At 61.7% G+C, this 23,704-nt stretch carries 22 protein-coding genes, 2 tRNA genes and 2 pseudogenes; 5 read left to right on the plus strand and 21 right to left on the minus strand.

Annotated features, from left to right (window positions below; genetic code table 11):
- Positions 1 to 74 precede the first annotated feature (74 nt).
- The 3 genes and pseudogenes from EPN59_RS19690 to EPN59_RS01995 all read left to right on the plus strand — a co-directional run.
- A pseudogene (locus tag EPN59_RS19690) lies at positions 75 to 596 on the plus strand (MFP transporter); the annotation flags it as partial.
- Positions 526 to 1,232: pseudogene (locus EPN59_RS01990) on the plus strand (ATP-binding cassette domain-containing protein); the annotation flags it as partial. The pseudogenes EPN59_RS19690 and EPN59_RS01990, both read left to right, overlap by 71 nt.
- Entirely contained in the window at positions 1,229 to 2,671 is a 1,443-nt protein-coding gene (locus EPN59_RS01995; protein ID WP_293034050.1) for a TolC family protein, read from the plus strand. The pseudogene EPN59_RS01990 and the gene EPN59_RS01995, both read left to right, overlap by 4 nt.
- 179 nt (positions 2,672 to 2,850) lie before the next feature.
- Here the strand turns inward: EPN59_RS01995 and EPN59_RS02000 are convergent, their stop codons facing one another.
- From EPN59_RS02000 to EPN59_RS02090, 19 genes are all read right to left on the minus strand, one after another.
- Complete coding sequence (locus EPN59_RS02000) at positions 2,851 to 3,417, minus strand: acyloxyacyl hydrolase (protein ID WP_293034049.1); 567 nt, start codon at positions 3,415 to 3,417, stop codon at positions 2,851 to 2,853.
- A 1,574-nt stretch (positions 3,418 to 4,991) separates the two neighbouring features.
- Complete coding sequence (locus tag EPN59_RS02005) at positions 4,992 to 5,930, minus strand: DMT family transporter (RefSeq protein WP_293045411.1); 939 nt, start codon at positions 5,928 to 5,930, stop codon at positions 4,992 to 4,994.
- Positions 5,931 to 6,096: 166 nt separating this feature from the next.
- Positions 6,097 to 6,597, minus strand: coding sequence for a hypothetical protein (locus EPN59_RS02010; protein ID WP_293037450.1), 501 nt, complete (start codon positions 6,595 to 6,597; stop codon positions 6,097 to 6,099).
- A 118-nt stretch (positions 6,598 to 6,715) separates the two neighbouring features.
- The gene (locus EPN59_RS02015) at positions 6,716 to 6,910 is read right to left on the minus strand and encodes a hypothetical protein (protein WP_293037447.1); all 195 of its coding nucleotides are present in this window, start codon (positions 6,908 to 6,910) and stop codon (positions 6,716 to 6,718) included.
- Positions 6,911 to 7,060: 150 nt separating this feature from the next.
- Positions 7,061 to 7,137 (minus strand) — tRNA-Pro (locus tag EPN59_RS02020).
- Between the two features lie 70 nt (positions 7,138 to 7,207).
- A complete protein-coding gene (locus EPN59_RS02025; RefSeq protein ID WP_293037444.1) occupies positions 7,208 to 7,612 on the minus strand; it encodes a MerR family transcriptional regulator in 405 nt (134 codons plus the stop codon).
- A 94-nt stretch (positions 7,613 to 7,706) separates the two neighbouring features.
- Positions 7,707 to 8,102 (minus strand): integration host factor subunit alpha, encoded by a 396-nt coding sequence (locus tag EPN59_RS02030; protein ID WP_293037441.1) that lies wholly within the window; start codon positions 8,100 to 8,102, stop codon positions 7,707 to 7,709.
- Between the two features lie 106 nt (positions 8,103 to 8,208).
- Positions 8,209 to 10,650 (minus strand): phenylalanine--tRNA ligase subunit beta, encoded by a 2,442-nt coding sequence (gene pheT / locus EPN59_RS02035; RefSeq protein WP_293037439.1) that lies wholly within the window; start codon positions 10,648 to 10,650, stop codon positions 8,209 to 8,211.
- Positions 10,651 to 10,765: 115 nt separating this feature from the next.
- Positions 10,766 to 11,779 carry a phenylalanine--tRNA ligase subunit alpha gene (gene pheS / locus EPN59_RS02040; protein ID WP_293037437.1) on the minus strand — a complete coding sequence of 338 codons (1,014 nt, stop codon included), beginning with the start codon at positions 11,777 to 11,779 and terminating at the stop codon, positions 10,766 to 10,768.
- A gap of 234 nt (positions 11,780 to 12,013) precedes the next feature.
- Positions 12,014 to 12,373, minus strand: a complete 360-nt coding sequence (gene rplT / locus EPN59_RS02045; RefSeq protein ID WP_004192938.1) for a 50S ribosomal protein L20 — start codon at positions 12,371 to 12,373, stop codon at positions 12,014 to 12,016.
- Between the two features lie 30 nt (positions 12,374 to 12,403).
- Positions 12,404 to 12,601: a 50S ribosomal protein L35 gene (rpmI, locus tag EPN59_RS02050; RefSeq protein WP_293037432.1), complete on the minus strand. Its 198-nt coding sequence runs from the start codon at positions 12,599 to 12,601 to the stop codon at positions 12,404 to 12,406.
- A gap of 302 nt (positions 12,602 to 12,903) precedes the next feature.
- Positions 12,904 to 13,425, minus strand: a complete 522-nt coding sequence (gene infC / locus EPN59_RS02055) for a translation initiation factor IF-3 (RefSeq protein ID WP_293037456.1) — start codon at positions 13,423 to 13,425, stop codon at positions 12,904 to 12,906.
- A gap of 50 nt (positions 13,426 to 13,475) precedes the next feature.
- Positions 13,476 to 15,383 (minus strand): threonine--tRNA ligase, encoded by a 1,908-nt coding sequence (gene thrS, locus EPN59_RS02060; RefSeq protein ID WP_293037430.1) that lies wholly within the window; start codon positions 15,381 to 15,383, stop codon positions 13,476 to 13,478.
- A gap of 309 nt (positions 15,384 to 15,692) precedes the next feature.
- Positions 15,693 to 15,769, minus strand: a tRNA-Val gene (locus EPN59_RS02065).
- 116 nt (positions 15,770 to 15,885) lie between these two features.
- Complete coding sequence (locus tag EPN59_RS02070; protein WP_293037427.1) at positions 15,886 to 18,117, minus strand: bifunctional (p)ppGpp synthetase/guanosine-3',5'-bis(diphosphate) 3'-pyrophosphohydrolase; 2,232 nt, start codon at positions 18,115 to 18,117, stop codon at positions 15,886 to 15,888.
- A gap of 75 nt (positions 18,118 to 18,192) precedes the next feature.
- On the minus strand, positions 18,193 to 18,546 hold the full coding sequence (locus EPN59_RS02075) for a RidA family protein (RefSeq protein ID WP_293037425.1): 354 nt from the start codon (positions 18,544 to 18,546) through the stop codon (positions 18,193 to 18,195).
- A 59-nt stretch (positions 18,547 to 18,605) separates the two neighbouring features.
- Positions 18,606 to 19,499, minus strand: coding sequence for an alpha/beta hydrolase (locus EPN59_RS02080; RefSeq protein WP_293037422.1), 894 nt, complete (start codon positions 19,497 to 19,499; stop codon positions 18,606 to 18,608).
- 296 nt (positions 19,500 to 19,795) lie between these two features.
- A complete protein-coding gene (locus tag EPN59_RS02085; protein ID WP_293037419.1) occupies positions 19,796 to 20,437 on the minus strand; it encodes a CoA transferase subunit B in 642 nt (213 codons plus the stop codon).
- A 12-nt stretch (positions 20,438 to 20,449) separates the two neighbouring features.
- Positions 20,450 to 21,157, minus strand: coding sequence for a CoA transferase subunit A (locus tag EPN59_RS02090; RefSeq protein ID WP_293037416.1), 708 nt, complete (start codon positions 21,155 to 21,157; stop codon positions 20,450 to 20,452).
- A gap of 234 nt (positions 21,158 to 21,391) precedes the next feature.
- Between EPN59_RS02090 and EPN59_RS02095 the strand changes: the two genes are divergently transcribed.
- A complete protein-coding gene (locus tag EPN59_RS02095) occupies positions 21,392 to 21,955 on the plus strand; it encodes a LuxR C-terminal-related transcriptional regulator (protein WP_293037413.1) in 564 nt (187 codons plus the stop codon).
- Between the two features lie 80 nt (positions 21,956 to 22,035).
- Here the strand turns inward: EPN59_RS02095 and EPN59_RS02100 are convergent, their stop codons facing one another.
- On the minus strand, positions 22,036 to 22,476 hold the full coding sequence (locus EPN59_RS02100) for a thioesterase family protein (protein ID WP_293037410.1): 441 nt from the start codon (positions 22,474 to 22,476) through the stop codon (positions 22,036 to 22,038).
- A gap of 54 nt (positions 22,477 to 22,530) precedes the next feature.
- Positions 22,531 to 23,310 (minus strand): SDR family oxidoreductase, encoded by a 780-nt coding sequence (locus tag EPN59_RS02105; RefSeq protein ID WP_293037407.1) that lies wholly within the window; start codon positions 23,308 to 23,310, stop codon positions 22,531 to 22,533.
- A gap of 178 nt (positions 23,311 to 23,488) precedes the next feature.
- Between EPN59_RS02105 and EPN59_RS02110 the strand changes: the two genes are divergently transcribed.
- The coding region (locus tag EPN59_RS02110) for an NAD(P)-binding protein (protein ID WP_293045414.1) at positions 23,489 to 23,704 on the plus strand (216 nt) is incomplete at its 3' end.

A 23,704-nucleotide genomic window follows, 5' to 3' on the forward strand; every position in this document is an offset into this window, starting at 1 on the left:
TGCACAAGCAACCACATCCCCCAAGACCATCCGCATAACAGCCCACGCTCCAGCACCGCATTCGCTCGAATTTGATGGCCCCACTATTTCGCCCCGAAGCCCTTCAGGGATCCCGCACACGTACACTCGGAGAAATCGTGCTGGTGCGGCCCGTGTCCTTCACGCTTCTAACGGCCACGGCAGTATGCATGGCGATGTCCGTTATCTTGTTCTTCGTCTTCGGCACTTACACGCGCCGCACAACGGTTAATGGGGTGATCATGCCCGATTCCGGGCTCGTCAAAGTCTACGCTCAACAATCAGGCATTCTGAACAAGCGCGAAGTCGTCGAAGGCCAGCGCGTGACGCGCGGTCAGGCGCTCTACACGCTTTCGACTGATTTACAAAGCTCGGTTGGCGGCCTGACCCAGGCGGCGCTCATCGCGCAGACGCTTCAGAGCAAGGCATCGCTCGAACAGGAGATGAACAAGACGAAGCTCTTGCAGCGCGATGAGCACAATACGCTACGAACGAAGATCGACAGCCTGCGCGCCACACTCGGTCGAATCGACGAACAGCTTGCCGCGCAGCGGATCCGCACGTCCATCGCTGCTGACGGCACGATTACGCCTGGCGAATCAGTTGCGATCGTCGGGCCGTCGGGTTGCGGTAAAACCACCCTTGTCAACGTTCTGCTCGGCGCACTCGAACCGACCAGTGGCGTGATTCGTATCGGCGGCATCGAACTCGGCCGGCTTGGCCTCGAACGGCTGCGCACGCTCATTGGCGCTGTGATGCAGGACGACGTGCTGTTCGCCGGATCGATCGCCCAGAACATCAGTTTCTTCGATCCGGATGCTGATTCGCAGTGGATAGCCGAATGCGCGCGGCTCGCCGCCGTGCACGACGATATCGCCGCGATGCCGATGGGCTACAACACACTGGTCGGTGACATGGGAACCGTGTTGTCGGGAGGGCAGAAGCAACGCGTGTTGCTCGCACAAGCGCTCTATAGGCGACCGAAAATCCTCGTGCTCGACGAGGCGACGAGTCACCTCGATCTGCAGCGGGAACAACACGTGAATGCGGCCGTCAGCAAACTGAAAATGACGCGCATCATCGTTGCGCACCGTCCCGAAACGATCGCGTCAGCATCGCGTGTCGTGATGCTCGACGGCGGCAAGGTGGTGTTCGATCGGCAATCGGCAATTGAGCACCGCGCACACCCGGCAGCGGAGTCATTGCCGCGATGAAATGTCAATGTCGCATAGTCCGCAGTGTGTCTTTCGCCCTGCTCGCACTTGTACCAGCGGCGCCGGCTCAGGCGTTCGACATTTTCCGAACCGGCGATACCTCATCGGCCACGCCTGCCGCACCGCTGTTGAGCAACGCGTCGTGCGTATCCGAACCCGTCGACCGCCCACTGGCGTTGGAAGACACGCTTCTCCAGGCGATCTGTTCGCATCCTCAAGCGCGGCAAGCATGGGCGAACGCGCGCGCGCAGGCCGCGGCCGTCGGCATCGCCAAGGCCGCATACCTGCCAACGCTGAATGCCACGGCGGGCATCGATCGTGACACGCGTTCGACGACCTACGACTATGGCGCGACCGGACTTGGCTCGCAGGGCAGATCGCAGCGATCCTCCACCCAATATGGAATCTTGAACTTGAGTTGGGTGTTATTCGACTTTGGGAAACGCAGTGCTGATTTGCGGCAAGCACGCGAACTGCTCGCTGCTGCCAACGCGGTGCAGGACGACACGCTGCAGGCGGTGTTCTTCAGCACGGCGCGGGCGTACTACGCCGTGCGCGACGCACATGCGTCCGTTGATGCCGCATGGCAGACGGAACGGATCGCCGACGAGAGCCTGGCCGCTGCACGCGCAAAGCACGATGCAGGAGCCGGCACGCTGAGCGACCGGCTGCAGGCGCAAACAACCTACCGCCGTGCAGTACTCGACCGCGTCAGCGCCGAGGGCGACGCGCGCACGGCGATAGGCGAACTCGCCGTGTCGATGGGACGCGACGCGAATACGCCGGTGCAGATCATCGCGGCAGACTCGGTGCCCGATGAAAATGCCGTCGCCGCAGGCGTCGATGCGCTGATCGACGAAGCAAAAATGCGCCAGCCGAAACTCGCTGCTGCCCGCGCGAGGCTCGCGGCCGCTCGTGCAAACGTCGAGGCAGTGCGCGCGCAGAGCCGGCCGACGATTTCGATGACTGGCAGCCTCACGCAGAACAACCCTTCAACTCGACAGCAAGCCGATTCGTTTTCGATCTCACGCAGCCGTAGCAGCAAGATCGGCGTTCAACTGACGATCCCATTGTTCGAGGGCTTTGCATCCGGTTATCGCTTCGCCCATGCGCAGTCCCTGGCCGACGCGCAGGAAGCGGATCTGCACAATACCGAGCTACAGGTATCACTCGACGTCTGGCGGAGTTATCAAGCGCTGCAGGCTGATGCAATCAACCTGACAACCTCGAGAGACCTGCTTGATGATGCGCAGCGCTCACTAGAAATCGCACGCGGACGTTACAAGGAAGGTGTGGGGACATTCATCGAATTGCTGAATGCCCAAACGGCGCTCGCCGATGCCCAGAAGCAGCGCGTGTTGGCGGTATCGAAGTGGAGAACTGCGCGGCTCAGTCTGGCTGCAAGCCTCGGAAAACTGGGTCTGTGGACAATGGATTAACGTGTTCGACTCGCGGACAACCCTCATCGCGGTTCGGCGAAAAAATTCCGCCGACATGCTCGTGTCCATGCCTCGCGTCGCCCCATTACGATCAGCGCCGATAGCCGTTTCTGAGTAATGGCAGTTCCGTCCTCCGCTACCTTCTGCTCACCGTTCTTGATCCGATCAAGGGCATCGCGCTAGAAGTTGTACTGCAGATAGATCTGCGTGAAGTTGATGCCCGGATTCGGCCTCTTGATGCCCGCGTTGGACAGGTGCTGGAAGCGGACACCGGCCTGATAGTTCTGGCGCTCGCCGAATTGCGCGCCAACGCCAAACGTCTCGGAGAACTGGAAGGCAGTCGACACAGTCCGGCCAGGCGCCACATAGACGCTCGACAGCAGACGCACCCCAGGGCCCGCCTCGAAGTACGGACGGATCCATCCCGTGTCCTTGATGATGCGGAACATCGGTGTGATGCCGAACTCCCAGATGCCTCGGGCCGATGCATTGGAAGGCGTTGCATGCCAGTACGCGACGTGGCCCTCGCCGACCACGGTGAAATGAAAGCCGCCAACATGCCACCATTCCCAGCCGGGATCCCAGACGACGCCGAGATCGAATTTCTTCAGGTCATGGTCACCGATCCCTCCACCAAGCTGGACGCCGAACCGATCAGCGTGCGCGCTTGCGGATCCAAGACCCAGCAGAGCCGCCAGCACCCCGCGCGCGCAATAGTCCTGCCACGGCAATTTCTTTTCTTTCATGGAAGCCCCGATGCGAAGGTCAATCTAACGACGCTGGAGCGAAGTCCGCCGGGGCGCGAGCGTCGCGCAACCGCCTTGGCATTTGGGCAGTTGCGAAAGTCGTCGTCGCCCGGGGCCGCGAAGCGACCCGCCGTGCGTCAAATCGGCCTGAGCCGGCTTGCGCCATGCGCCGGACGATCCATCCGTCCGACACACAGCGGACCGAAAACTAACGGATCCGCATTGATGGATAAACCTTGAAAGCGGCGATTCATCGTTGCGCATTCCACACCGGCCCAATAAAGCCACTCAACCCAAACCCGTTCTTTGCATTGTAGGCAAGATCATTAAGCGAAGACAGCGTATTGAGTTGTCCACACCACAATCGAGCCATTTCCGAAGAACGGCGCCAGTTTAGACTTCTATTGGTAATCGTGCGTCTATCGTGTCTCGACCGCTTTTGCACCGCACAATATTGTGAGCATTACACTGTCATAGCTTCGGAGTCGCTGACGGGAGGCTTTCGACACGTAGCACAGAAGCGTCCCAACGATGTATTAATTACCTCACTTATCGGCATATTATGCTGAAGAATTAAATCTGCCATATTTTCATTTTTATACTAGATTTAAGTGTCTGAAAATTACCGAAATCCGACAAACGCTATCTGACTGACAATGCTAATTCATGCTGTATCACGTCGGAATGAATAAGCACATCCGTTCAACCGGGATTAGCGCGCATGGATATGCGGCATCCAGTTTCGTCGTTGAATTCGATGGACACGCGGGCGTCGCGAGCTATGTTGGCTATTTCCGCTCGAAGCGATGCGAGCCGTCCTGGCCGACTGCATGGCGTTGTTCACGACAACGCTTTGCCTCGCACCGGGTCCAGGCTCAGCGCAGTACGGAAGCGCACGCGCGAAGTCAAAGTGCACCGCATCGAGCCAGCCCCCGACTTGCTGTGTGCAAAGAACCGGCATGTGCGTCACGAAGCCCGTTGCAAGCGCCGCGCGGACGAGAATCGCCTCGCGCGCAAGCGGTGCCTGCCGACACCCGCTCGCCAAGAACGCGTGCGCCCCAAAAGATGCTGAAGACTGGAGTCACGCACGTAACTGTAAGCGCGTCAGAAAGACTCTCGAAATGGGATCGGAGGAGCTCTAAGGAAATATGCGACCAACACTCTAAAGGAGGTTGATTCCGAGTTATACGAAAAATTAAATTATACCCTTGAGAAATGCATTGTCACCAAGGATGCTGGTGCACTGATTTCCATCGGAACAAATATTTTGGACGAGCGTGGTGGCGAAATGAAATCTGGGTATAAAGGATTTATTCCTGACAATCGACTTCCCTGGAAGGGATGTTGTAGTTTTTTTAGAATTTTCATTGCTGCAAAGATGTCTCTAGTTCGTTCGCGAGCGCTTGCCTCTCAAAGAAATAGAATGTTCGGCGAGATCGTCATGATCCGCTCGTTACCGGTCCTTGTATTGATTCGGCCAGCTGCGAGTCTTCATGCCGCTCATAAAGCGGTCGTAGCGCACGCATCGAATGCATGCGCTACCAAATCGAAACGCGGCGCCTAACACCAAAGGCTCACTGCTTCGCGCTAGCCCCACCCTGCTGCGCGCGAAGACCCGGCAGGCGCTTCACAAAACCCGTTGCAAGCGACGTGCCGACGAGAATCGTTGCGCACGCGCCGACCATGCCCGCCGACACACGCTCGCCCAGAAAGAGCGCCCCCCACAAGATGCCGAAGACCGGAATCACGAACGTGACGGTAATCGTGCGCGCGGGACCGATGGCGGCGATCAGCCGAAAGAACAGCAGATAGGCAATACCCGTACAGGCGATGCCGAGTCCGAGCACAGCGCCCCACGCGTGCAGCGAGATGGGCGTCGACGGCCAGGTCGCAACGGCGAACGGCACGAGCACGATCGTCGCGCCCATCATCGTGCCAGCGGCGACCGTGAGCGGATCGGCGCCGGTCAGATGGCGCTTCGTATAGCTCGCGGCAATGCCGTAGAGCAGCGTCGCGCCGAGCGCCGCCGCTGCCGCGAGTGCGGTGGTTGACGACGAAGCCCCGTCGCCCGCATGCGTCAGGATCTGGTCGCCCACGAGCGCGAGCACACCGGCAAACCCGATCACGAGCCCGGCAATGCGCATCCCGCTCAGCCGGTCCTTGAGCCACAGATACGCGACGACGGCGCCCCATAGCGGGGTCGTCGCATTGATGACCGATGTCACGCCCGCGGAGAGCGTCAGCTCGGCCCAGGCGAAGAGACAGAACGGTGCGGCCGAGTTGAGGATGCCGACGACAAAAAGCGGCCAGGCCCGTTCGCGCAACGTACCGACCGCCTCACGCGCGGGACGGCGCAAGAACAGCACGAGCAGCAGGAACAGCGCGCCGATGCCGACGCGCAACGCCATCAATGGCGCAACGCCAAAATCGGCTACGCCGATGCGGATAAACAGGAACGATCCGCCCCACACGGCGGCGAGAAACAGGAGTTGAGCGAGCTCTATAGGGTCCATGACGGGCACTCATGTAAAAACCGGCTGGTTATGTGCACGCGCCGGTGGCCAAAACATGACCTGATCGTAAATCGTGCGGCGCGCGGTTCATAACGAGGGATTCTCACCGATATGTGAGGAAAATTAACAGCCGAATCTTGCTCACTCATTCACGCGACTGCGGCGATCATACCGGCTGCGGCGGCGCGCTCGCTTCCCGGTTCGCCGATGCCCGAGCAATCGCACTGAGGTGATAACCAATACGCCAGAACATGAAAATGTTGATGACGCCCGCACATGCCGTGGAAAGCCAGCCAACAACCGTTTGTCCATAGTCCGCAAAGCATGCGTCGATTAGCCAGTTCAACGCATACAGGAACACGACGCACTTCCAGCCGACCGTGACCGATAGCGGGAAATAGCGCGACATGAAGCGAGTACCGCCACGGTTTCTGCCGAAGAGGTACACAACACCCGCTATCGTCACGCCGAAAGTAGCCCACGCATTGGCGAGCATCCACGGTTCGACTTTCAGACTCGGCGTGGCCGCGATGAGAGAGAACTGTAGCCAGTCGAAAGTCGTGATGGCGAGGAAATAGGCGAAGACCGCCCGTTCCGAAAGCGAGTGTTCGATCAGCTTTTTCCTGACGTATGGCGTGCTCCAGCAAAGGCGATGATCTACGGACATGCGAACGAATCTCAGAGAGGGGGCCTGGGAAACTTCAAGCAGAGGAATTTTCCGTTAGGGCTCCTCAAACATCGGTATAGACCTCTCCGTGCAGCCTCCGGCGTTTTGCTTCGAGACGTTATGTGCGATTCATGAGGGCGCGACGTTCCGCAGCATAACACCCGCTGCGGTGGTCACACGCCTCGATACGAGGCACCGCCACCAAGGGCGCATCGGTCGCAGCAAGACCAAGGCCCGCGTCGTTGCTCGCTCTGGCATCGGCAGTCCGCTGCAGATCGAACGTCTGCCGATACTTGTCACGGGCGATGTTCATCGCCCGCTCGGGGTTGCGGAACCTGCATCCTTGCGCGGCCCCACAAGCTCCCACCAAGCCCCAACATCCCGAGGTGGCCCCAGAGTGGCCCTATTCCGCACAGGAAATAAAAAAGGACCTACGGCTTTCACCGTAAGTCCTTAATTTTCCTGGTCGGGGCGAGAGGATTTGAACCTCCGACCACCTGCACCCCATGCAGGTACGCTACCAGGCTGCGCTACGCCCCGAGAGCTGAAAAGTATAACAGAGCCTCGCCCTAATTAGAACTGTCAGCGAGAAGTTTTGACGCATCGCACTTCAACACCCCAGCAGATCGATCACGTGCAGCAATTCCTTGCGCAACTGATCGACATCGACCAGGGCCATCGCGCCATGCGCGGCAACCTGCGCTTCGCTAGCCTCTGTCTGAGCCGCCGGTTCATCGGTCACGGCACCGTGCGCGTCCAGACGGTTGCGCGCGCCATTGATCGTGAAGCCCTGCTCGTACAGCAGCTCGCGTATGCGCCTGATCAGCAGCACCTCATGATGCTGGTAATAGCGACGGTTGCCCCGCCGCTTCACGGGCTTTAACTGCGTGAACTCCTGCTCCCAGTAGCGCAGCACGTGTGGCTTCACGCCGCACAGCTCGCTCACTTCGCCAATCGTGAAATAACGCTTGGCCGGAATCGGAGGCAAGACGACCTTTTCGACTGTCTGTGTCATCGCCAGGTTGCCGTCGTGGTGGTTGCGCAATATCGCGTCGCCGTTTCGCTACGCTGCCCGCCTCATGCCACCGCGGCGGGGGCGCCGCTTGGGTTCAGCGGGTGAAGCTCGCTTCGGCGCCGCTTTCCACCAGCGCCTTCAATTTCTGGCTCGCATGGAACGTCACGACGCGACGCGCGGCGATCGGAATCGCCTCGCCCGTCTTCGGATTGCGGCCGGGTCGTTGCGGCTTGTCGCGCAACTGAAAATTGCCGAAGCCCGACAGCTTCACGCTGTCGCCGCTCTCCAGCGCGTCGCGGATCACGTCGAAGAACGCTTCCACCATGTCCTTCGCCTCGCGCTTGTTGAGCCCGACGTTGTCGAACAGCAGCTCCGCCAGTTCAGCTTTCGTCAGCGTCGGCGTGTCCGTCGAGGCAGGTATATCGCGATTCATGGCGCTTCGCTGTGCCGCAAGGAGGGCTTCGAAATCACTCGAGTTCATTTCGTTCATCTATCTTTGAAATGGCGCGCTTCCAGTTGCAACAACAACACTGCAAACCGGAAGCCGGTCAACGGTACGCGTGGGTCTCAGGCCTTATTCAGGCCTTATCGAGACCTTATCCACGCAGCCGGGCGCCATACACTCGAGCCAGGCGGTCCACCAGGGACTTGATGGCCGCATCGACCGTCTCGTCCTGAAGGGTTCCGCCAGTATCTTGCAGGGTCACCCGGAAGGCAAGGCTTTTCTCGTCCGCACCGAGCCCGGAAGTATTTGATTTTGCACGAAATTCATCGAAAAGCGCAACCCTCTGGATAATCCGGCAAACCTCATCCTGCATGCCATTCTGGAACTCGTCCAGCAACGCCTGAACCTCAATTTTCTGATCGACGACAAGCGCGATATCGCGGCGCACCGGCGGGAATTTCGAGACTTCAGACGGAGCCGGCAGTTCGCATGCCATCAGCGCATCGGCTTCGACTTCGAACACGATCGGAGCGTGCGGCAGATCGTACTTCTGCATCCAGCGCGGATGCATTTCGCCGATCCAGCCCACCGCCTTGCCGTCCACTTCGACGCGCGCGCTGCGGCCCGGGTGCAGCGCCGGGTGCTCGGCCTTCACGAAGCGCGGCACGCGCGGCGCGAACAGCGCTTCGAGGTCGCCCTTCACGTCGAAGAAGTCGACGGCGCGCGACGGCACGCCCCACTGCTCTTCGAATGCCTGACCATAGGCGAGCGCGCCGATCATCTTCGGTTGTGCAAAGCCTTCGACGGTCATCTCGCCCGCAACAATCGACGGATCGTGCAGGAAAACACGGCCCGCCTCGAACACACGCACGCGCTCGGCGCGGCGGTTGAGGTTGTGGCGCAGCACATTGACGAGGCTGCCGATCAGCGTCGTGCGCATGACCGAGAGCTGGCTCGCGATCGGGTTCAGCAGACGCACGGGCTTGTCGTTGCCCGCGAAGTCCTGCTCCCATTCGGCATCGACGAAGCTGAAGTTGATCGTCTCCGCATAGTCGCGCGCGGCGAGCGCGTGACGGATCGCGTGAATCGAGCGGCGCGTCTCGTTGGTCGCGCGCATCTCGCTCTTCGCGACGGGCGGATTCGCCGGGATCTTCTCGAAGCCGTAAATACGCGCGACTTCCTCGATCAGGTCTTCTTCGATTTCGATGTCGAAGCGGTACGCGGGCGGCGTCACGCTGAACGTTTCGCCCTCGTCGCCACGACTGCGCTCGAACGCGAGACCCAGACGCGTGAAGATCTGCGCGATCTCATCGGCGCCGATCTGCACGCCGATAATGCGGCCCGCACGCGCGACGCGCATGGTCACGGGCGCGCGCTGGGGCACATTGACGGTCTGGTCGTCGATCGGACCGGCTGCGCCGCCGCAGACATCGAGGATCAGTTGGGTGATGCGCTCGATGTGCTCGACGGTCGTGGACCAATCGACGCCACGCTCGAAGCGATGGCCCGCATCGGTCGAGAAGTTGTAGCGGCGCGAGCGGCCACGGATGCTGTCCGGCCACCAGAACGCCGCTTCGAGATAGATATTCTTCGTATCGAGCGAGACGGCCGTGCTGTCGCCGCCCATGATGCCCGCGAGACTTTCGATCTCGCGCTCGTCGGCGATCACGCCCACGGTTTCGTCGACTTCGACGGTGCTGCCGTTGAGCAGCTTGAGCGTCTCGCCCTTGCGACCCCAGCGCACGTCCATCGAGCCGTGGATCTTGTCGAGATCGAACACGTGCGACGGGCGGCCCAGTTCGAGCATCACGTAGTTCGAGATGTCGACGAGCGCCGAAATGCTGCGCTGGCCCGAGCGCTCAAGACGATCGACCATCCATTGCGGCGACTTCGCGTGCGCGTTCACGCCGCGGATCACGCGGCCCGAGAAGCGGCCGCACAGATCCGGCGCCGAGATCTTCACGGGCAGCTTTTCGTCGAGCGTCACGTTCACGGTCGGGAACGCGGGCGCGAGCAGCGGCGCGCCGGTAATCGCGGACGTTTCGCGCGCAACGCCGTACACCGAAAGGCAGTCGGCCTTGTTCGGCGTGAGCTTGATTTCGAAGATGGTGTCGTCGAGGTTGAGCGTCTCGCGGATGTCCTGGCCGATCGGCGTATCCTGCGGCAGGATCAGCAGGCCGCTGTGGTCCTCGGAGAGTTTCAGTTCGCGCGCCGAGCACAGCATGCCCTGGCTTTCCACGCCGCGCAGCTTCGAGAGCTTGATCGCGAACGGCTTGCCGCCTTCCTCGGCGGGCGGCAGTTCCGCGCCGACGAGCGCCACCGGCACCTTGATGCCGGGCGCAACGTTCGGCGCACCGCAGACGATGTTCAGCGTCGCGCCCGTGCCGGCATCGACCTGACACACGTTGAGCTTGTCCGCGTCCGGGTGCTTGACGACTTCGAGCACGCGCCCGACGACGATCTTCGACGTGGGCGGCGCGACCGGGCGCAGACCTTCGACTTCGAGGCCGGCCATGGTGAGCGCGTGGGCGAGTTCGTCGGTCGTGAGCTTCGGATCGACAAAGCTTCTCAGCCAGGATTCGGGGAATAGCATTTCGTTGTACGTTCCAGACAGATTGAGACCACAGCGAAGGGTTCTCGCGCACCGTTATTTCAGTGCAGCGTCCGCCTCGCAAAGCGCAGATGCGTCGCGTCCCGCGAGGGACGCCTCAGGCGAACTGGCGCAGGAAGCGCAGATCGCCTTCGAAGAACAGGCGCAGATCCTGCACGCCGTAACGCAGCATCGTCAGGCGTTCGAGACCGCTGCCGAACGCGAAGCCGATATAGCGCTCCGGGTCGAGGCCCATGTTGCGGATCACGGCCGGATGCACCTGGCCCGAGCCCGAGATCTCGAGCCACTTGCCGGCGTTCTTGCCTTGCTCGAACATCATGTCGATTTCGGCCGACGGCTCCGTGAACGGGAAGTACGAAGGACGGAAGCGCACCTTGATATCGTCGCGCTCGAAGAACTTCTTGAGGAAATCCGTGTAGACGCCCTTCAGATCCGCGAAGCTGATGTTCTCCTCGATCCACAGGCCTTCGACCTGGTTGAACATCGGCGAGTGGGTCGCGTCGCTGTCGACGCGATAGGTGCGGCCCGGCACGATCACCTTGATGGGCGGCGTGTGCGTGCGCGCATAGCGCACCTGCATCGGGCTCGTGTGGGTGCGCAGCACGAGCGGCAGGCCTTTGGCATCCTTGCCGTCGATGTAGAACGTGTCCTGCATCGAGCGTGCCGGATGGTTTTCGGGGCTGTTGAGCGACGTGAAGTTGTACCAGTCGGTCTCGATTTCCGGACCGTCGGCGACGTCGAAGCCGATGGAGCCGAAAATCTGCTCGACGCGCTCCCACGTGCGCATCACCGGATGCAGACTGCCCTTGCCTTGCCCGCGGCCCGGCAGGGTCACGTCGATCGCCTCGGCGGCGAGGCGCTGGTTCAGGAGCGCATCGGCAAGCGCCTGGCGGCGTGCGTTCAGCGCGGCCTCGACCTGCTGCTTCACGGCGTTGATACGCGCGCCTTCGGTCTTGCGCGTCTCGGGATCGAGCTTGCCCAAGCCCTTCAGCAGCTCGGTAAGCGTTCCCGACTTGCCGAGAAAACGGGCTTTCTCGTTTTCGAGCGTGTTGACGTCAGGGGCGGAAGTGAAGGCGCTTTGCGCGTCGGCGACAATCTGGTCCAGATCCATTGATCCCATCTTTTCAGCGTCAGTGTTTGAGTCTTGAGCGATGCCGCTGCGATCTGCAATGTGCGAGCGGCACGGCATGAAACGATGCAAAAAGCGATGCAAAAAGCGGCGCAAGAAGCGTATTTACCAACAAAAACGGGGCTCGGTGAGGAGCCCCGTTTTTGTTGCAGCGAATCCATCGCTCCGCGAAACGGCCGGAGTATTCGCTGCAACGAACCTGCGCAATACCTGCTATCAGGCAGCGACGGCGGCTTTCACCTGCTTGACGATCGCAGCAAATGCAGCCTTGTCGAACACCGCCATATCGGCCAGAACCTTGCGGTCGAGTTCGATCGACGCCTTCTTCAGGCCGTTGATGAACACGCTGTAGGTCATGTCGTGCTGACGCACCGCCGCGTTGATACGCGTGATCCACAGTGCGCGGAACACACGCTTCTTGTTGCGGCGATCGCGGTAGGCGTACTGGCCTGCGCGCATGACCGCCTGCTTGGCGATGCGATAGACGTTATTGCGACGGCCGCGGTAACCCTTGGCCAGGTTGATGATCTTCTTGTGACGGGCCCGTGCGGTAACCCCACGTTTGACTCGAGGCATGTTTAGCTCCTGTGAGTTGTCGGTTGAGGATTACGCGAACGGCATCATTGCGCGGACGGAGTTCAGATCTGCATCATGAACGGCCGTTGCACCACGCAGGTGACGCTTGTTCTTGGTGGTCTTCTTGGTCAGGATGTGACGCTTGAAGGCTTGACCGCGCTTGACGGTACCACCCGGACGCACCACGAAGCGCTTTGCAGCGCTCTTCTTGGTCTTCATCTTGGGCATGACGAATACTCCATTATTTGATGGACATGGGTGTGCGGCTGGCTCGCGCGCGCGATGCGCTTTGCCCTCTGACCGCCCTTCGAAACCCACTCCACTTGTTTTGGCAGCTGGCTGATCTTGCTAACCGCCGCTTTCAGGAAAAACGCCCGTTTACCGCACTGAACGTGCGGCGCGCGGGCGCCGTTCCGGAACCTGCTTCGCGCCCCGGCATCGAACGCCGCCGCGGCGTACTACTCAAAACTTCGCAAAACTTCACACCCGCCGCGCCGCCAGTGCGGCGCCACGCGTGCTCATTGCCGCACTTACTTCTTTTTCTTCGGAGCGAGCACCATGATCATCTGGCGCCCTTCCATCTTCGGCATCTGCTCGACCTGGCCCACCTCGTCGAGGTCAAGGCGCAGACGTTCGAGCATGCGCATGCCGATTTCCTGGTGGGCCATTTCGCGGCCCCGGAAACGCAACGTGATCTTCGTCTTGTCACCCTCTTCGAGGAAGCGGGTGAGATTGCGCAGCTTCACGTTGTAATCGCCGTCGTCGGTACCCGGGCGGAATTTGACTTCCTTGACCTGGATGACCTTCTGCTTGAGCTTGGCCTCGTGCTGCTTCTTCGCCTCCTGGTACTTGAATTTGCCGTAGTCCATCAAACGACAAACCGGAGGCACTGCCTGCGGCGCAATTTCAACCAGATCGACGTCCTGTTGTTCCGACATCCGGAACGCATCAGCGAGCTTTACGATGCCGAGCGGCTCATTGTCGATTCCGACGAGACGCACCTCGGGCGCAGAAATTTCGCCGTTGATGCGATGCGACTTATCAGTAGCGATGTTACGTTTCCTCTAAAAATTAAAAAAACGAGCCGCGCTGCCGGAGTGGCTCACCGGAACGTCTGCACGTCCTCGCGCAGGCGCTCCGAAAAGGCATCGACGGGCATGACACCCAGATCGACGCCGCCACGGGCACGCACGGCTACCGTCTGTGCTTCACGCTCCTTGTCGCCGACGACAAGCAGGTACGGGACCTTCTCAAGCGTGTGCTCGCGTATTTTATAGCTAATTTTCTCGTTGCGCAAATCAGCCTGCACTCTAACCCCTTGTTTTTGCAACGATTGGGTCAGATTGGCGGCATAATCCGCCTGATTTTCCGCGATATTCATCACCACGACCTGGACTGGTGCAAGCCACGACGGCATTGCACCAGCATGGTGCTCGATCAGAATACCGAGGAAACGCTCCATCGAGCCGAGGATCGCCCGGTGCAGCATGATCGGTCGGCGGCGGCTGTTGTCCTCCGCGACGTACTCGGCGCCAAGGCGCTCCGGCAGCACCATGTCGAGCTGCAGCGTGCCGCACTGCCACGACCGGCCAAGCGCGTCCTTGATGTGGTACTCGACCTTCGGACCGTAGAACGCCCCCTCGCCCGCCAGCTCTTCCCACTTCAGGCCACAGGCCGTCAGTGCGTCGCGCAGACCCTGCTCGGCGCGGTCCCACGTCTCATCCGACCCCGCACGCGAATCCGGGCGCAGCGACAGCTTGATGTCGATATGATCGAACCCGAAATCCTTGTAGATGCTCATCGCGAGCGTATTGAAGGCGATGGATTCGCTGATGATCTGATCTTCCGTACAGAAGATGTGCGCGTCGTCCTGGACGAAGCCGCGCACGCGCATCAAGCCGTGCAGCGCGCCCGATGCCTCGTTGCGGTGGCACGAGCCGAATTCGGCGTAGCGCAGCGGCAGATCGCGGTACGAGCGCAGGCCGTGATTGAACACCTGGACGTGGCCCGGGCAGTTCATCGGCTTGATCGCGTAGTCGCGCTTTTCCGATTCCGTCGTGAACATGTTTTCACGATAGTTCTGCCAGTGGCCCGACGCTTCCCACAGCGAGCGGTCCATGATCATCGGCGTCTTGATCTCGTCGTAGCCGGCAACGCGCAGGCGGCCGCGCATGTACTGCTCGACCTGCTGCCAGAGCGTCCAGCCCCGCGGGTGCCAGAACACCATGCCCGGCGACTCGTCCTGCATGTGGAACAGGTCGAGTTGCTTGCCGAGCTTGCGATGGTCGCGCTTCTCGGCCTCTTCGAGCATGTGCAGGTAGGCGTCCTGATCTTCCTTTTTCGCCCAGGCCGTGCCGTAAATGCGCTGCAGCTGCTCGTTCTTCGAGTCGCCGCGCCAGTAGGCGCCCGCAACCTTCATAAGCTTGAAGACCTTCAGCTTGCCCGTGAACGGCACGTGCGGGCCACGGCAAAGGTCCGTGAAACCGCCGTGCGAGTACAGCTTGATGTCTTCGGCGCCCGGAATCGAGTCGATGATCTCGGCCTTGTACTTCTCGCCGATGCTCAAGAAGTAATCGACCGCCTCGCCGCGCGAGACGACGCGGCGCGACACCGGCTCGTCCTTCTTCGCGATTTCCTGCATGCGCTTTTCGATCTTGTCGAGATCTTCGGGCGTGAAGGGACGGTTGTAGGCGAAGTCGTAGTAAAAGCCGCTGTCGATGACCGGCCCGATCGTGACCTGCGCTTCCGGGTACAGATCCTTGACCGCGTAGGCGAGCAGGTGCGCCGTCGAGTGACGGATGATGTCGAGGCCGTCTGCGTCCTTGTCGGTGACGATGGCAAGCGATGCGTCACGATCGATCAGCGTTGACGTATCGACCAGTTCGCCATCGAGCTTGCCGCCGAGCGCCGCCTTGGCGAGACCCGGGCCAATCGAGGCCGCCACTTCGGCGACCGTCACGGGATGATCGTACTGTCGAACCGAGCCGTCGGGCAGACGTATCGCAACCATTGCATTCTCCAAAATGGGCCGGCCCGATCTGAGCCAGTCGCACGCCGTCAAAGAGGCTCGCAGAGACCCGCACACGATCTCGCGGCCAAAAAAAATGCGGCCCCGCTTTCGAGGGGCCGCATTCACTTTTTCAATCCATACAGCAGGCGAAAGAGGTCCTCGACTAGCGTCGCTCCGAAGTAGTTTCGGTGAACGTTCGCGGTGTCATAACCGTATTCGCCTTGCCGTGTTCGCCTTGTGGCGCTGAGTGTTTCCACTGCAGCTTTTACTGCACCTGAAGCCTCGGCAATGCCGCTGCTTCGATTTCGTTGGTAGGCTCGATTGGACTCGAACCAACGACCCCCACCATGTCAAGGTGGTGCTCTAACCAGCTGAGCTACGAGCCTAAAGAAACAAGATTATAAGAAGTGCCTGCAGACTTGGCAAGCGGTTTTTGCGACGCAGGAACAACGCCGCTTGAACGCGCTGCGGATCAACGCTTGTTACCGCTCGTCGCCCCTCGTCACCCCTTGCGCATCGCTCTCACTACGCCGCTCACCTCGCCGAGCAGCAAGCACGCCCGCTGGATCTGCGCGGAGTTCGACACCTCGACCGTAAACATCATGTACGCCGCGTTGCGCCGCGACTGCGTTTTCACGCCGATCACGTTCATCTTTTCGCGTGCGAACACTTCCGAAATGTCGCGCAGCAGGCCCTGGCGGTCGCTGGCCTCGATCGAGATATCCACCGGATAGACCGACTTGCCGCGTCCGCCCATCACGTCTGCGGACCATGTGGTCTGCAGCACGCGCTCTGGCGAGCGGTGCGCCATGCGCAGGAACGTCGGGCAATCGCTGCGATGAATCGACATGCCCTTGCCGCGCGTGACGAAACCGCTGATGTCATCCGGAGGCGCCGGGCGGCAGCAGCGTGCAAGCTGCGTGAGAAGCGCGTCGACGCCAACCACGAGCACGCCCGACGACGCCCCATGCGCCACGTTCGTTCCGCTCGCGCGCTTCGTGAGCTGCTCGGGCGTTTCCACTTGCGGCTCGGCAGCAGGGGCATCGTGCAGCGCCTGCTCGACACTGCGCAGACTGAACTCTTCCTTGCCGACCACGGCGAACAGTTCGTCGGGCGTCTTGAAGCCAAGCCGCACCGCAAGCTGATCGAGACTGACCGATGTGCGGCCCTCGCGCTGCAGAGTCTTTTCGACCATCGCCCGGCCGTTCGCGATGTTCTCCTGCGCATCGATCGCGTTGAACCACGCACGCACTTTTTGCCGCGCGCGCGAGCTCTGCAGATAGCCAAGCTGCAGATTGAGCCAGTCGCGCGACGGGCCACCCTCCTTCACCGTGACGACCTCGACGGTCTGCCCGTTACGCAGCGCCGTGTTGAGCGGCACCATCGCGCCGTCCACGCGCGCGCCACGGCAGCGATGGCCAAGCTCGCTGTGCAGGTGGTACGCGAAATCGAGGGGCGTCGCGCCGAGCGGCAGCGCGATCACGCGCGCCTGCGGCGTCAGTACGTAGATATGGTCGTCGTCGAGCGTGGTCTGGCGCAGTTGCTCCCAGGGCTGGCGACCGTCCGCCACGTCGTCCTTCCATGCGAGCAGCTGGCGCAGCCACGCGATCTTCTCGTCATAGCTTCCGCTTGCGCTGAACTGCCCGCCGTAGCCGCGCGAACCGGCTTCCTTGTAGCGCCAGTGCGCAGCCACGCCATACTCGGCGAACTGGTGCATCTCCTGCGTACGGATCTGCACTTCGAACGCGCGTCCGTCGTCGCCGATCACGACCGTATGCAGCGAGCGGTAACCGTTGGGCTTGGGGCGCGAAATGTAGTCGTCGAATTCCTTCGGCACCGGTTGCCAGAGGTTGTGCACGATGCCGAGCACCGTGTAGCAATCCTTGATATCCGGCACGATGACGCGGAATGCGCGCACATCGTAAAGCTCCGCAAAATCGAGATCCTTGCCCCGCATCTTCTTCCAGATGCTGTAGATATGCTTGGGCCGTCCGCTCACCTCGGCATGGATCTGCGCCGCCGCGATTTCGCGCTTTAACCGCGCAATCGCTTCGGAGACATAGGACTCGCGCTCGACGCGCTTTTCGTCGAGCAGCTTCGCGATGCGCTTGTAGGTGGCGGGCTCCTCGAAGCGAAACGCGAGGTCTTCGAGTTCCCACTTGAGCTGCCAGATGCCGAGCCGGTTTGCAAGCGGCGCGTAGATTTCGAGCGTCTCGCTCGACACCGCCGGCGCGGGCGTGATCTTCGCCGCCGCGTAGTAGCGCAGCGACTGCACCCGCGACGCGAGCCGGATCAGCACAACGCGAATATCCTGCGCGAACGCAAGCAGCATCTTGCGCAGCGATTCGACCTGCGCGCGGCGCTCGGACTGCGTGTCGTGCCCGGTGCCGGTCGCGGCGCTCTGTGCCGCGCGCAAGCTCACGGTGCCGAGACGCAGCAGCTTGCGCACGTCGAAGACGAGCTTCGTCACTTCCGGTCCGAAGCGCGCTTCGAGCATCGTTTCAGGATCGTCCAGATGCGGCGCGATGTTGAAGAGCGCCGCAGCAAGCACCGCTGGCGGATCGATGTTCAGCGCGCCTACGAGCGTTGCAGTGCCCTGCGCATGCTCGATCAAAAGCTCGCCTGTCGACAGGCGAGCGTCGCCCGCGTGTTCGCGCACGAACGCAAGCGCGTCGTCGATGGACGGCAGCACAGCCGCAACGGCATGCTCGGATGGAAGGCTATCGCTACTCATGAGACGGTGCCCGCCGGCACGCCGGACGGGATGCAACAGGAAAGAACCAACAACTGTAGAGGGCGGCGCGGATGCTCAACTACGCTGCGCCGCCACCACGACGATTTCAACGAGACATTCCGGATTCGCGAGCTTCGCCTCGACGGTCGCGCGCGGCGGCGTTGCACCCTGCTCGACCCACGTATCCCACACGGCGTTCATGCCGGGAAAATCCTTCATGTCTGCGATATAGATCTGCACGGAAAGCAGCAGCGATTTGTCGCTGTTCGCTTCGGCAAGCAGGCGATCGATATGGCCGAGGACTTCTCGCGTCTGACCTGTGATGTCCTGCTTCGAGTCTTCCGCGATCTGGCCGGCGAGATAGACCGTGCCATTGTGAACGGCCGTTTCCGAAAGACGCGGACCGACATGGTGACGAATGACTGCCATAAATAATCCTGTAGAGGTTGACTGCAGGTGATTCCGAGGCCGTTTCGGCCAATTTCACATTATGACGCTTCAGCGTGCGATGCACAGAGGAAGCGCTGCGCCACTGCGATCTGCCCGGCGTCCAGAAATGCCGGTGCATGGCCCGCGCCCGGGATTTCGACGCTCGAGACGTCATGTCCGGCTGCGACCATTTTCGCCACCGTCTCACGCGACAGCAGGTCCGAATGTTCGCCACGCACAACGAGCACCGGCCCCTTGAATGCCGCCAGCGAACGCCACATAAACTGCTCGCCCTGTGCACTCTGTTCAGGCGTAATGCTTTTGAACGGCTCGCCGATGCGCGGGTCGTAGCGCATGCGCCACCCGCCATCCACTTCATGCAGCAGCGGCGTGTTGATCTCGCGCCAGTCGTCGGCCGTGAGCGGCCCGAACGAGGCAGCGAGCTGCGCCGCGCGATCGATGCCCGCCTGCAGCGAAGGAAATCGCTCGTCGCGGCCGACGTAGTCGCCGATGCGCGCAAGCGCCACAGGCTCGATACGCGGACCCACGTCGTTCAGCACCATGCGGCCAATCGGCGCGTCGGGCAAGCCCGCGAGCGCCATGCCGATCAAACCGCCCATCGATGTGCCGAACCAGTCCACGCTCTCGACGCCCGTGCGTGCGATCAGCGTGACCATGTCGGCCACGTACTGCGCGATGCCGTAGCCGCGCGGATCGACGAGCCACGACGACAACCCGCGCCCGGCCACATCGGGGCAAACGACGCGGTACATATCCGACAACGCGGCGGCGAGCCGGTCGAAGTCACGGCTCGAACGCGTGAGTCCGTGCACGCAGACGAGCACGCGCGGATTGGCTGCGTCACCCCACTCCGTGTACGCGATGCGATGCAGGCCCGAGGGGCTCAGACACTGAACATGGTGTTGTCGCGGCAAAACGGACGCCTGGCTCATCAATGACTCCTCGTTGAAGGCTGTGGGCCGATTGTAATCGGCTTTGCGCCGCACGAGAGCCACACGCGGGATGCCAGCGGGGTCTTGCCGGAGCCTGCTGGTTCACCGGACTGCCCCGCGCAGCAAGGCGGCGCACGCACGCGACCTGGCCAACCGGCCTATGCCGTTCGGCCGACGTTTCACGCGCTCACCGAGGCGCGAGAATGGACACGTCCAAAAACGAAACGGGCGAGACCGAAGTCCCGCCCGCCCCGATCATGTTCGAGCCGTCCGTGTATATACAGCCGCTACAGCTTTCAGCTCATGGCGCTCACATCGAGCGGCGCGCCCGTCTTCGCCCTGATTTCCTCGACGGTCACGCCCGGCGCCAGTTCGGTCACCACGAGGCCCGCGTCGGTCACCTCGATCACGCCGAGATCGGTGATGATGACGTTCACGACGCCTACACCCGTAAGCGGCAGCGTGCAGCTTTCGAGAATCTTGTGCTGATCGCCCTTCGCGACGTGCTCCATGAGCACGACCACGCGCTTGACGCCCGCCACGAGGTCCATCGCGCCGCCCATGCCCTTGATCATCTTGCCCGGGATCATCCAGTTCGCGAGGTCGCCCTTTGCGCTCACCTGCATCGCGCCGAGGATCGCAAGATTGATGTGCCCGCCGCGGATCATCGCAAACGAGTCAGCCGACGAGAAGATCGACGAACCCGGCAGCGTCGTCACGGTCTGCTTGCCGGCGTTGATCATGTCCGCGTCGACCTCGTCGTCGGTCGGGAACGGGCCAATACCGAGCAGGCCGTTTTCCGACTGCAGCCAGACTTCCATGCCTTCGGGCACGTGATTGGCCACGAGCGTCGGCAAGCCGATGCCGAGGTTCACGTAAAAGCCGTCCTGCAGTTCCTGCGCCGCGCGTGCGGCCATTTCGTCACGATTCCATGCCATGATCGGTCTCCCTTAGGCGCGTGCCGCAGCGCGCACGGTGCGTTGTTCGATACGCTTTTCCGGGTGCGCATTGAGCACGATGCGCTGTACGAAGATACCCGGCGTATGGACCGCATCCGGATCGAGTTCGCCGTTCTCGACGATCTCTTCGACCTCCACGACCGTGATCTTGCCCGCCATCGCGCACATCGGATTGAAGTTGCGCGCCGTACGGCGGAAAACGAGGTTGCCCGACTTGTCCGCCTTCCACGCCTTCACGAGCGCCACGTCGGCCGTCAGCGAGTGCTCGAGCACGTAGTGCCGGTCGCCGAACTGGCGCGTTTCCTTGCCCTCGGCAATCAGCGTGCCATAGCCCGTGTTCGTAAAGAACGCCGGAATGCCCGCGCCACCTGCACGCAGCTTCTCGGCCAGCGTGCCCTGCGGCGTGAATTCAAGCTCGAGCTCGCCCGCGAGATACTGGCGCTCGAATTCCTTGTTCTCGCCCACGTACGACGAGATCATTTTCTTGATCTGGCGCGTCTGCAGCAGCAGGCCAAGACCAAAGCCGTCCACGCCCGCATTGTTGCTGATGCAGGTAATGCCCTTCACGCCCGTGTCGCGCAGCGCGCCGATCAGCGCCTCGGGAATGCCGCACAACCCGAAACCGCCGACCGCGAATGTCTGGCCGTCCTTGACGATGCCTTCGAGCGCGGCTGCCGCGCCTGGGTAGACCTTGTTCATCAGTGTGTCCTTTCCTCGAATGAAAATCCGGATACCGGTTTGTTCCGGTCTTGCGCGAGGACGTCGAGCCCGTCCCGGGAAGGCTTCATTCTAGCCATGCACGCGTGGCGATGCAGTCAGGCAGCCGCCTCGGCCGTTCAGCCAATCGGCCTTCCTGTGGGTGCAAAGCGTACGCTGGCGGCATGTTGCGGCACAATACGCAAAACTACATAAAGCAATACCCGCATCTCCGCCATGCACGACACGCCTGCCCGCTCCGCGCTCGACTATCAGACCGCCTTTCACCTGGCGCCGATCGGCCTCGTGCTATCGCGCGAACGCATCATCGAAGACTGCAACGACCAGGTCGCCGCCATTTTCCGCTGCACGCGCGAGGCGCTGATTGGCCAGTCCTTTCAGGTGCTGTATCCATCGGAGGACGAATTCGAGCGCATCGGCACACGCATTCCGCCGATCATGAGCGCGCTCGGCAGCTACGCCGACGATCGCATTATGAAACGCGCCGGCGGCGAGCTCTTCTGGTGCCACGTGACCGGCCGCTCGCTCGATCGGGCGGCGCCTCATGCAGCGGGCGTCTGGACGTTCGAGGACCTGAGCGCGACGCGGCGCGTCGCCGTCGAACTGACGCCGCGCGAGCGCGAAATCGCCGCGCAACTGGTCACCGGCAAGACCAGCAAGCAGATCGGCCGGATTCTCGACATCAGCTCGCGCACCGTGGACGTCTACCGCGCGCGGCTCATGCGCAAGTACGACACCGGCAACGCGACCGAGCTGCTGCAGCGGCTGCTCGGGCAATAACGACGGCGAACGCGGCCTGGAGCGGCAACAGCAGGGGCAACCAAAGCGGCGGCGGCAACGGAAAGCGCGCCGCGGCGCGCTCAACCGGGCCGGCTCGCCTTGACGAGCGGAGCATGCTCGATCGTCGCACGCAGCGTGTCGGGAATCGGCACGGACTTGCCCGCCGCGTAGTCGATCCACACGCAACGGGCGTTGCCGCGCGCGTAGACCGTTTCAGGGTCGTCGGCGCGGCGCAGCTCGAACCCGGTGTCGAAGCTGCTGCGGCCCGGCTGGCCGACGGTCATCGTGCACAGAACATCGCCCGGATAGTGTAGCTGCCGCAGAAATTCCATCGAGGCGTTGACGATCACCGGCCCCTGTCCTCGCGCATTGCTGCCGGCCACGCCCAACTGCTCGAACCAGGAAATCCGCACCTGCTCCATGTAGCGGAAATAGACCGTGTTGTTCACGTGGCCGAAGGCATCCATGTCGCCCCAGCGGATCGGCATGGTCATTTCAAAAACGGGGTGGTAATCAGTCATTGCACTTCTTTTTGCGTTGATACGAGGCGCCGCGCGGCGGCCCTGGCCCGCCGCTCAGGCGAGTCCGAAGCCGTCGTCGGCGGTGATGATGGCGCCGTTTATGAAGGAGGACTCGTCGGCGGCCAGCAACAGCAGCAGGCCGTCGAGATCTTCGGGTGTGCCGACGCGATGACGCGGCAGCATCGAGATAAGCTTCTGGCCCTGCTCGGTCGCCCAGTGGTGGTGGTTGATTTCGGTGTCGATGTAGCCCGGGCAGATCGCGTTCACGTTGATCCCGTAGCGGCCCCATTCGAGGGCCATCGCCTTCGTCATGTGCACGACGGCAGCCTTGCTGATCGCGTACAGACCGATCTGCGGCAGCACGCGCAGCCCGGCCACCGAAGCGATGTTGATGATGCGGTACGCCGGCTTCGGGCCGCCGCCGTTGCCGCGCATGATCATGCGCCGCGCGACTTCCTGTGCGACGAAGAAGGCGCCGCGGGTGTTCGTGTCGAACACGTACTCGAAATCGGCGGGCGTCACGTCCGCCAGCTTCTGCGTGGTCGAGACGCCGGAATTGTTGACCAGGATGTCGATGGTGCCCGCCTCGGTTTCGGCATGCGCCACTGCAGAGCGGATGCTCTGGTAGTCCGTCACGTCGAGCGAAACGACGTGCGCAGCCCCGCCTTCGGCCTCGATCTCGGCGCGCAGCTCCTTGAGCCGCTCGACGCGCCGGCTCGCCAGTACGACCTTCGCGCCGGCCTGCGAGAGCACGCGGGCAAAGCGCTTGCCAAGCCCGCTCGACGCCCCGGTGATCATCGCAACCTTGCCTTCCAGATTGATCGAGCGGCCCATTTGCGGTCCCTGTTCAAATAAGAAGAAGAGACACCAGAACCGGCGTCAACAGAAAGACGACGATTCTGGCATAGAATAGAACGATCGTGCAGAAATTGATTTGTCCGGTTGCAGCCCGGGGAACGTTACCCGACAATACGAACCCGAAAAAAGCATTCTAATGGCAAGAGGAGCTTTGATGACCCCTGCAAGTCTTTTGGAGCAATACGGCCCGCGCGAGTCGATGGAATACGACGTGGTGATCGTAGGCGGCGGTCCGGCTGGTCTGTCTGCGGCGATCCGCCTGAAGCAACTGGCGCAGGAAAAAGGCGTCGAGATCGGCGTGTGCGTCCTGGAAAAAGGCTCGGAAATCGGGGCGCATATCCTCTCGGGCGCGGTCATGGACCCGCGCGCG

It is taken from the genome of Paraburkholderia sp. (assembly GCF_004298475.1).
GTDB classification, from domain to species: Bacteria; Pseudomonadota; Gammaproteobacteria; order Burkholderiales; family Burkholderiaceae; genus Paraburkholderia; species Paraburkholderia denitrificans.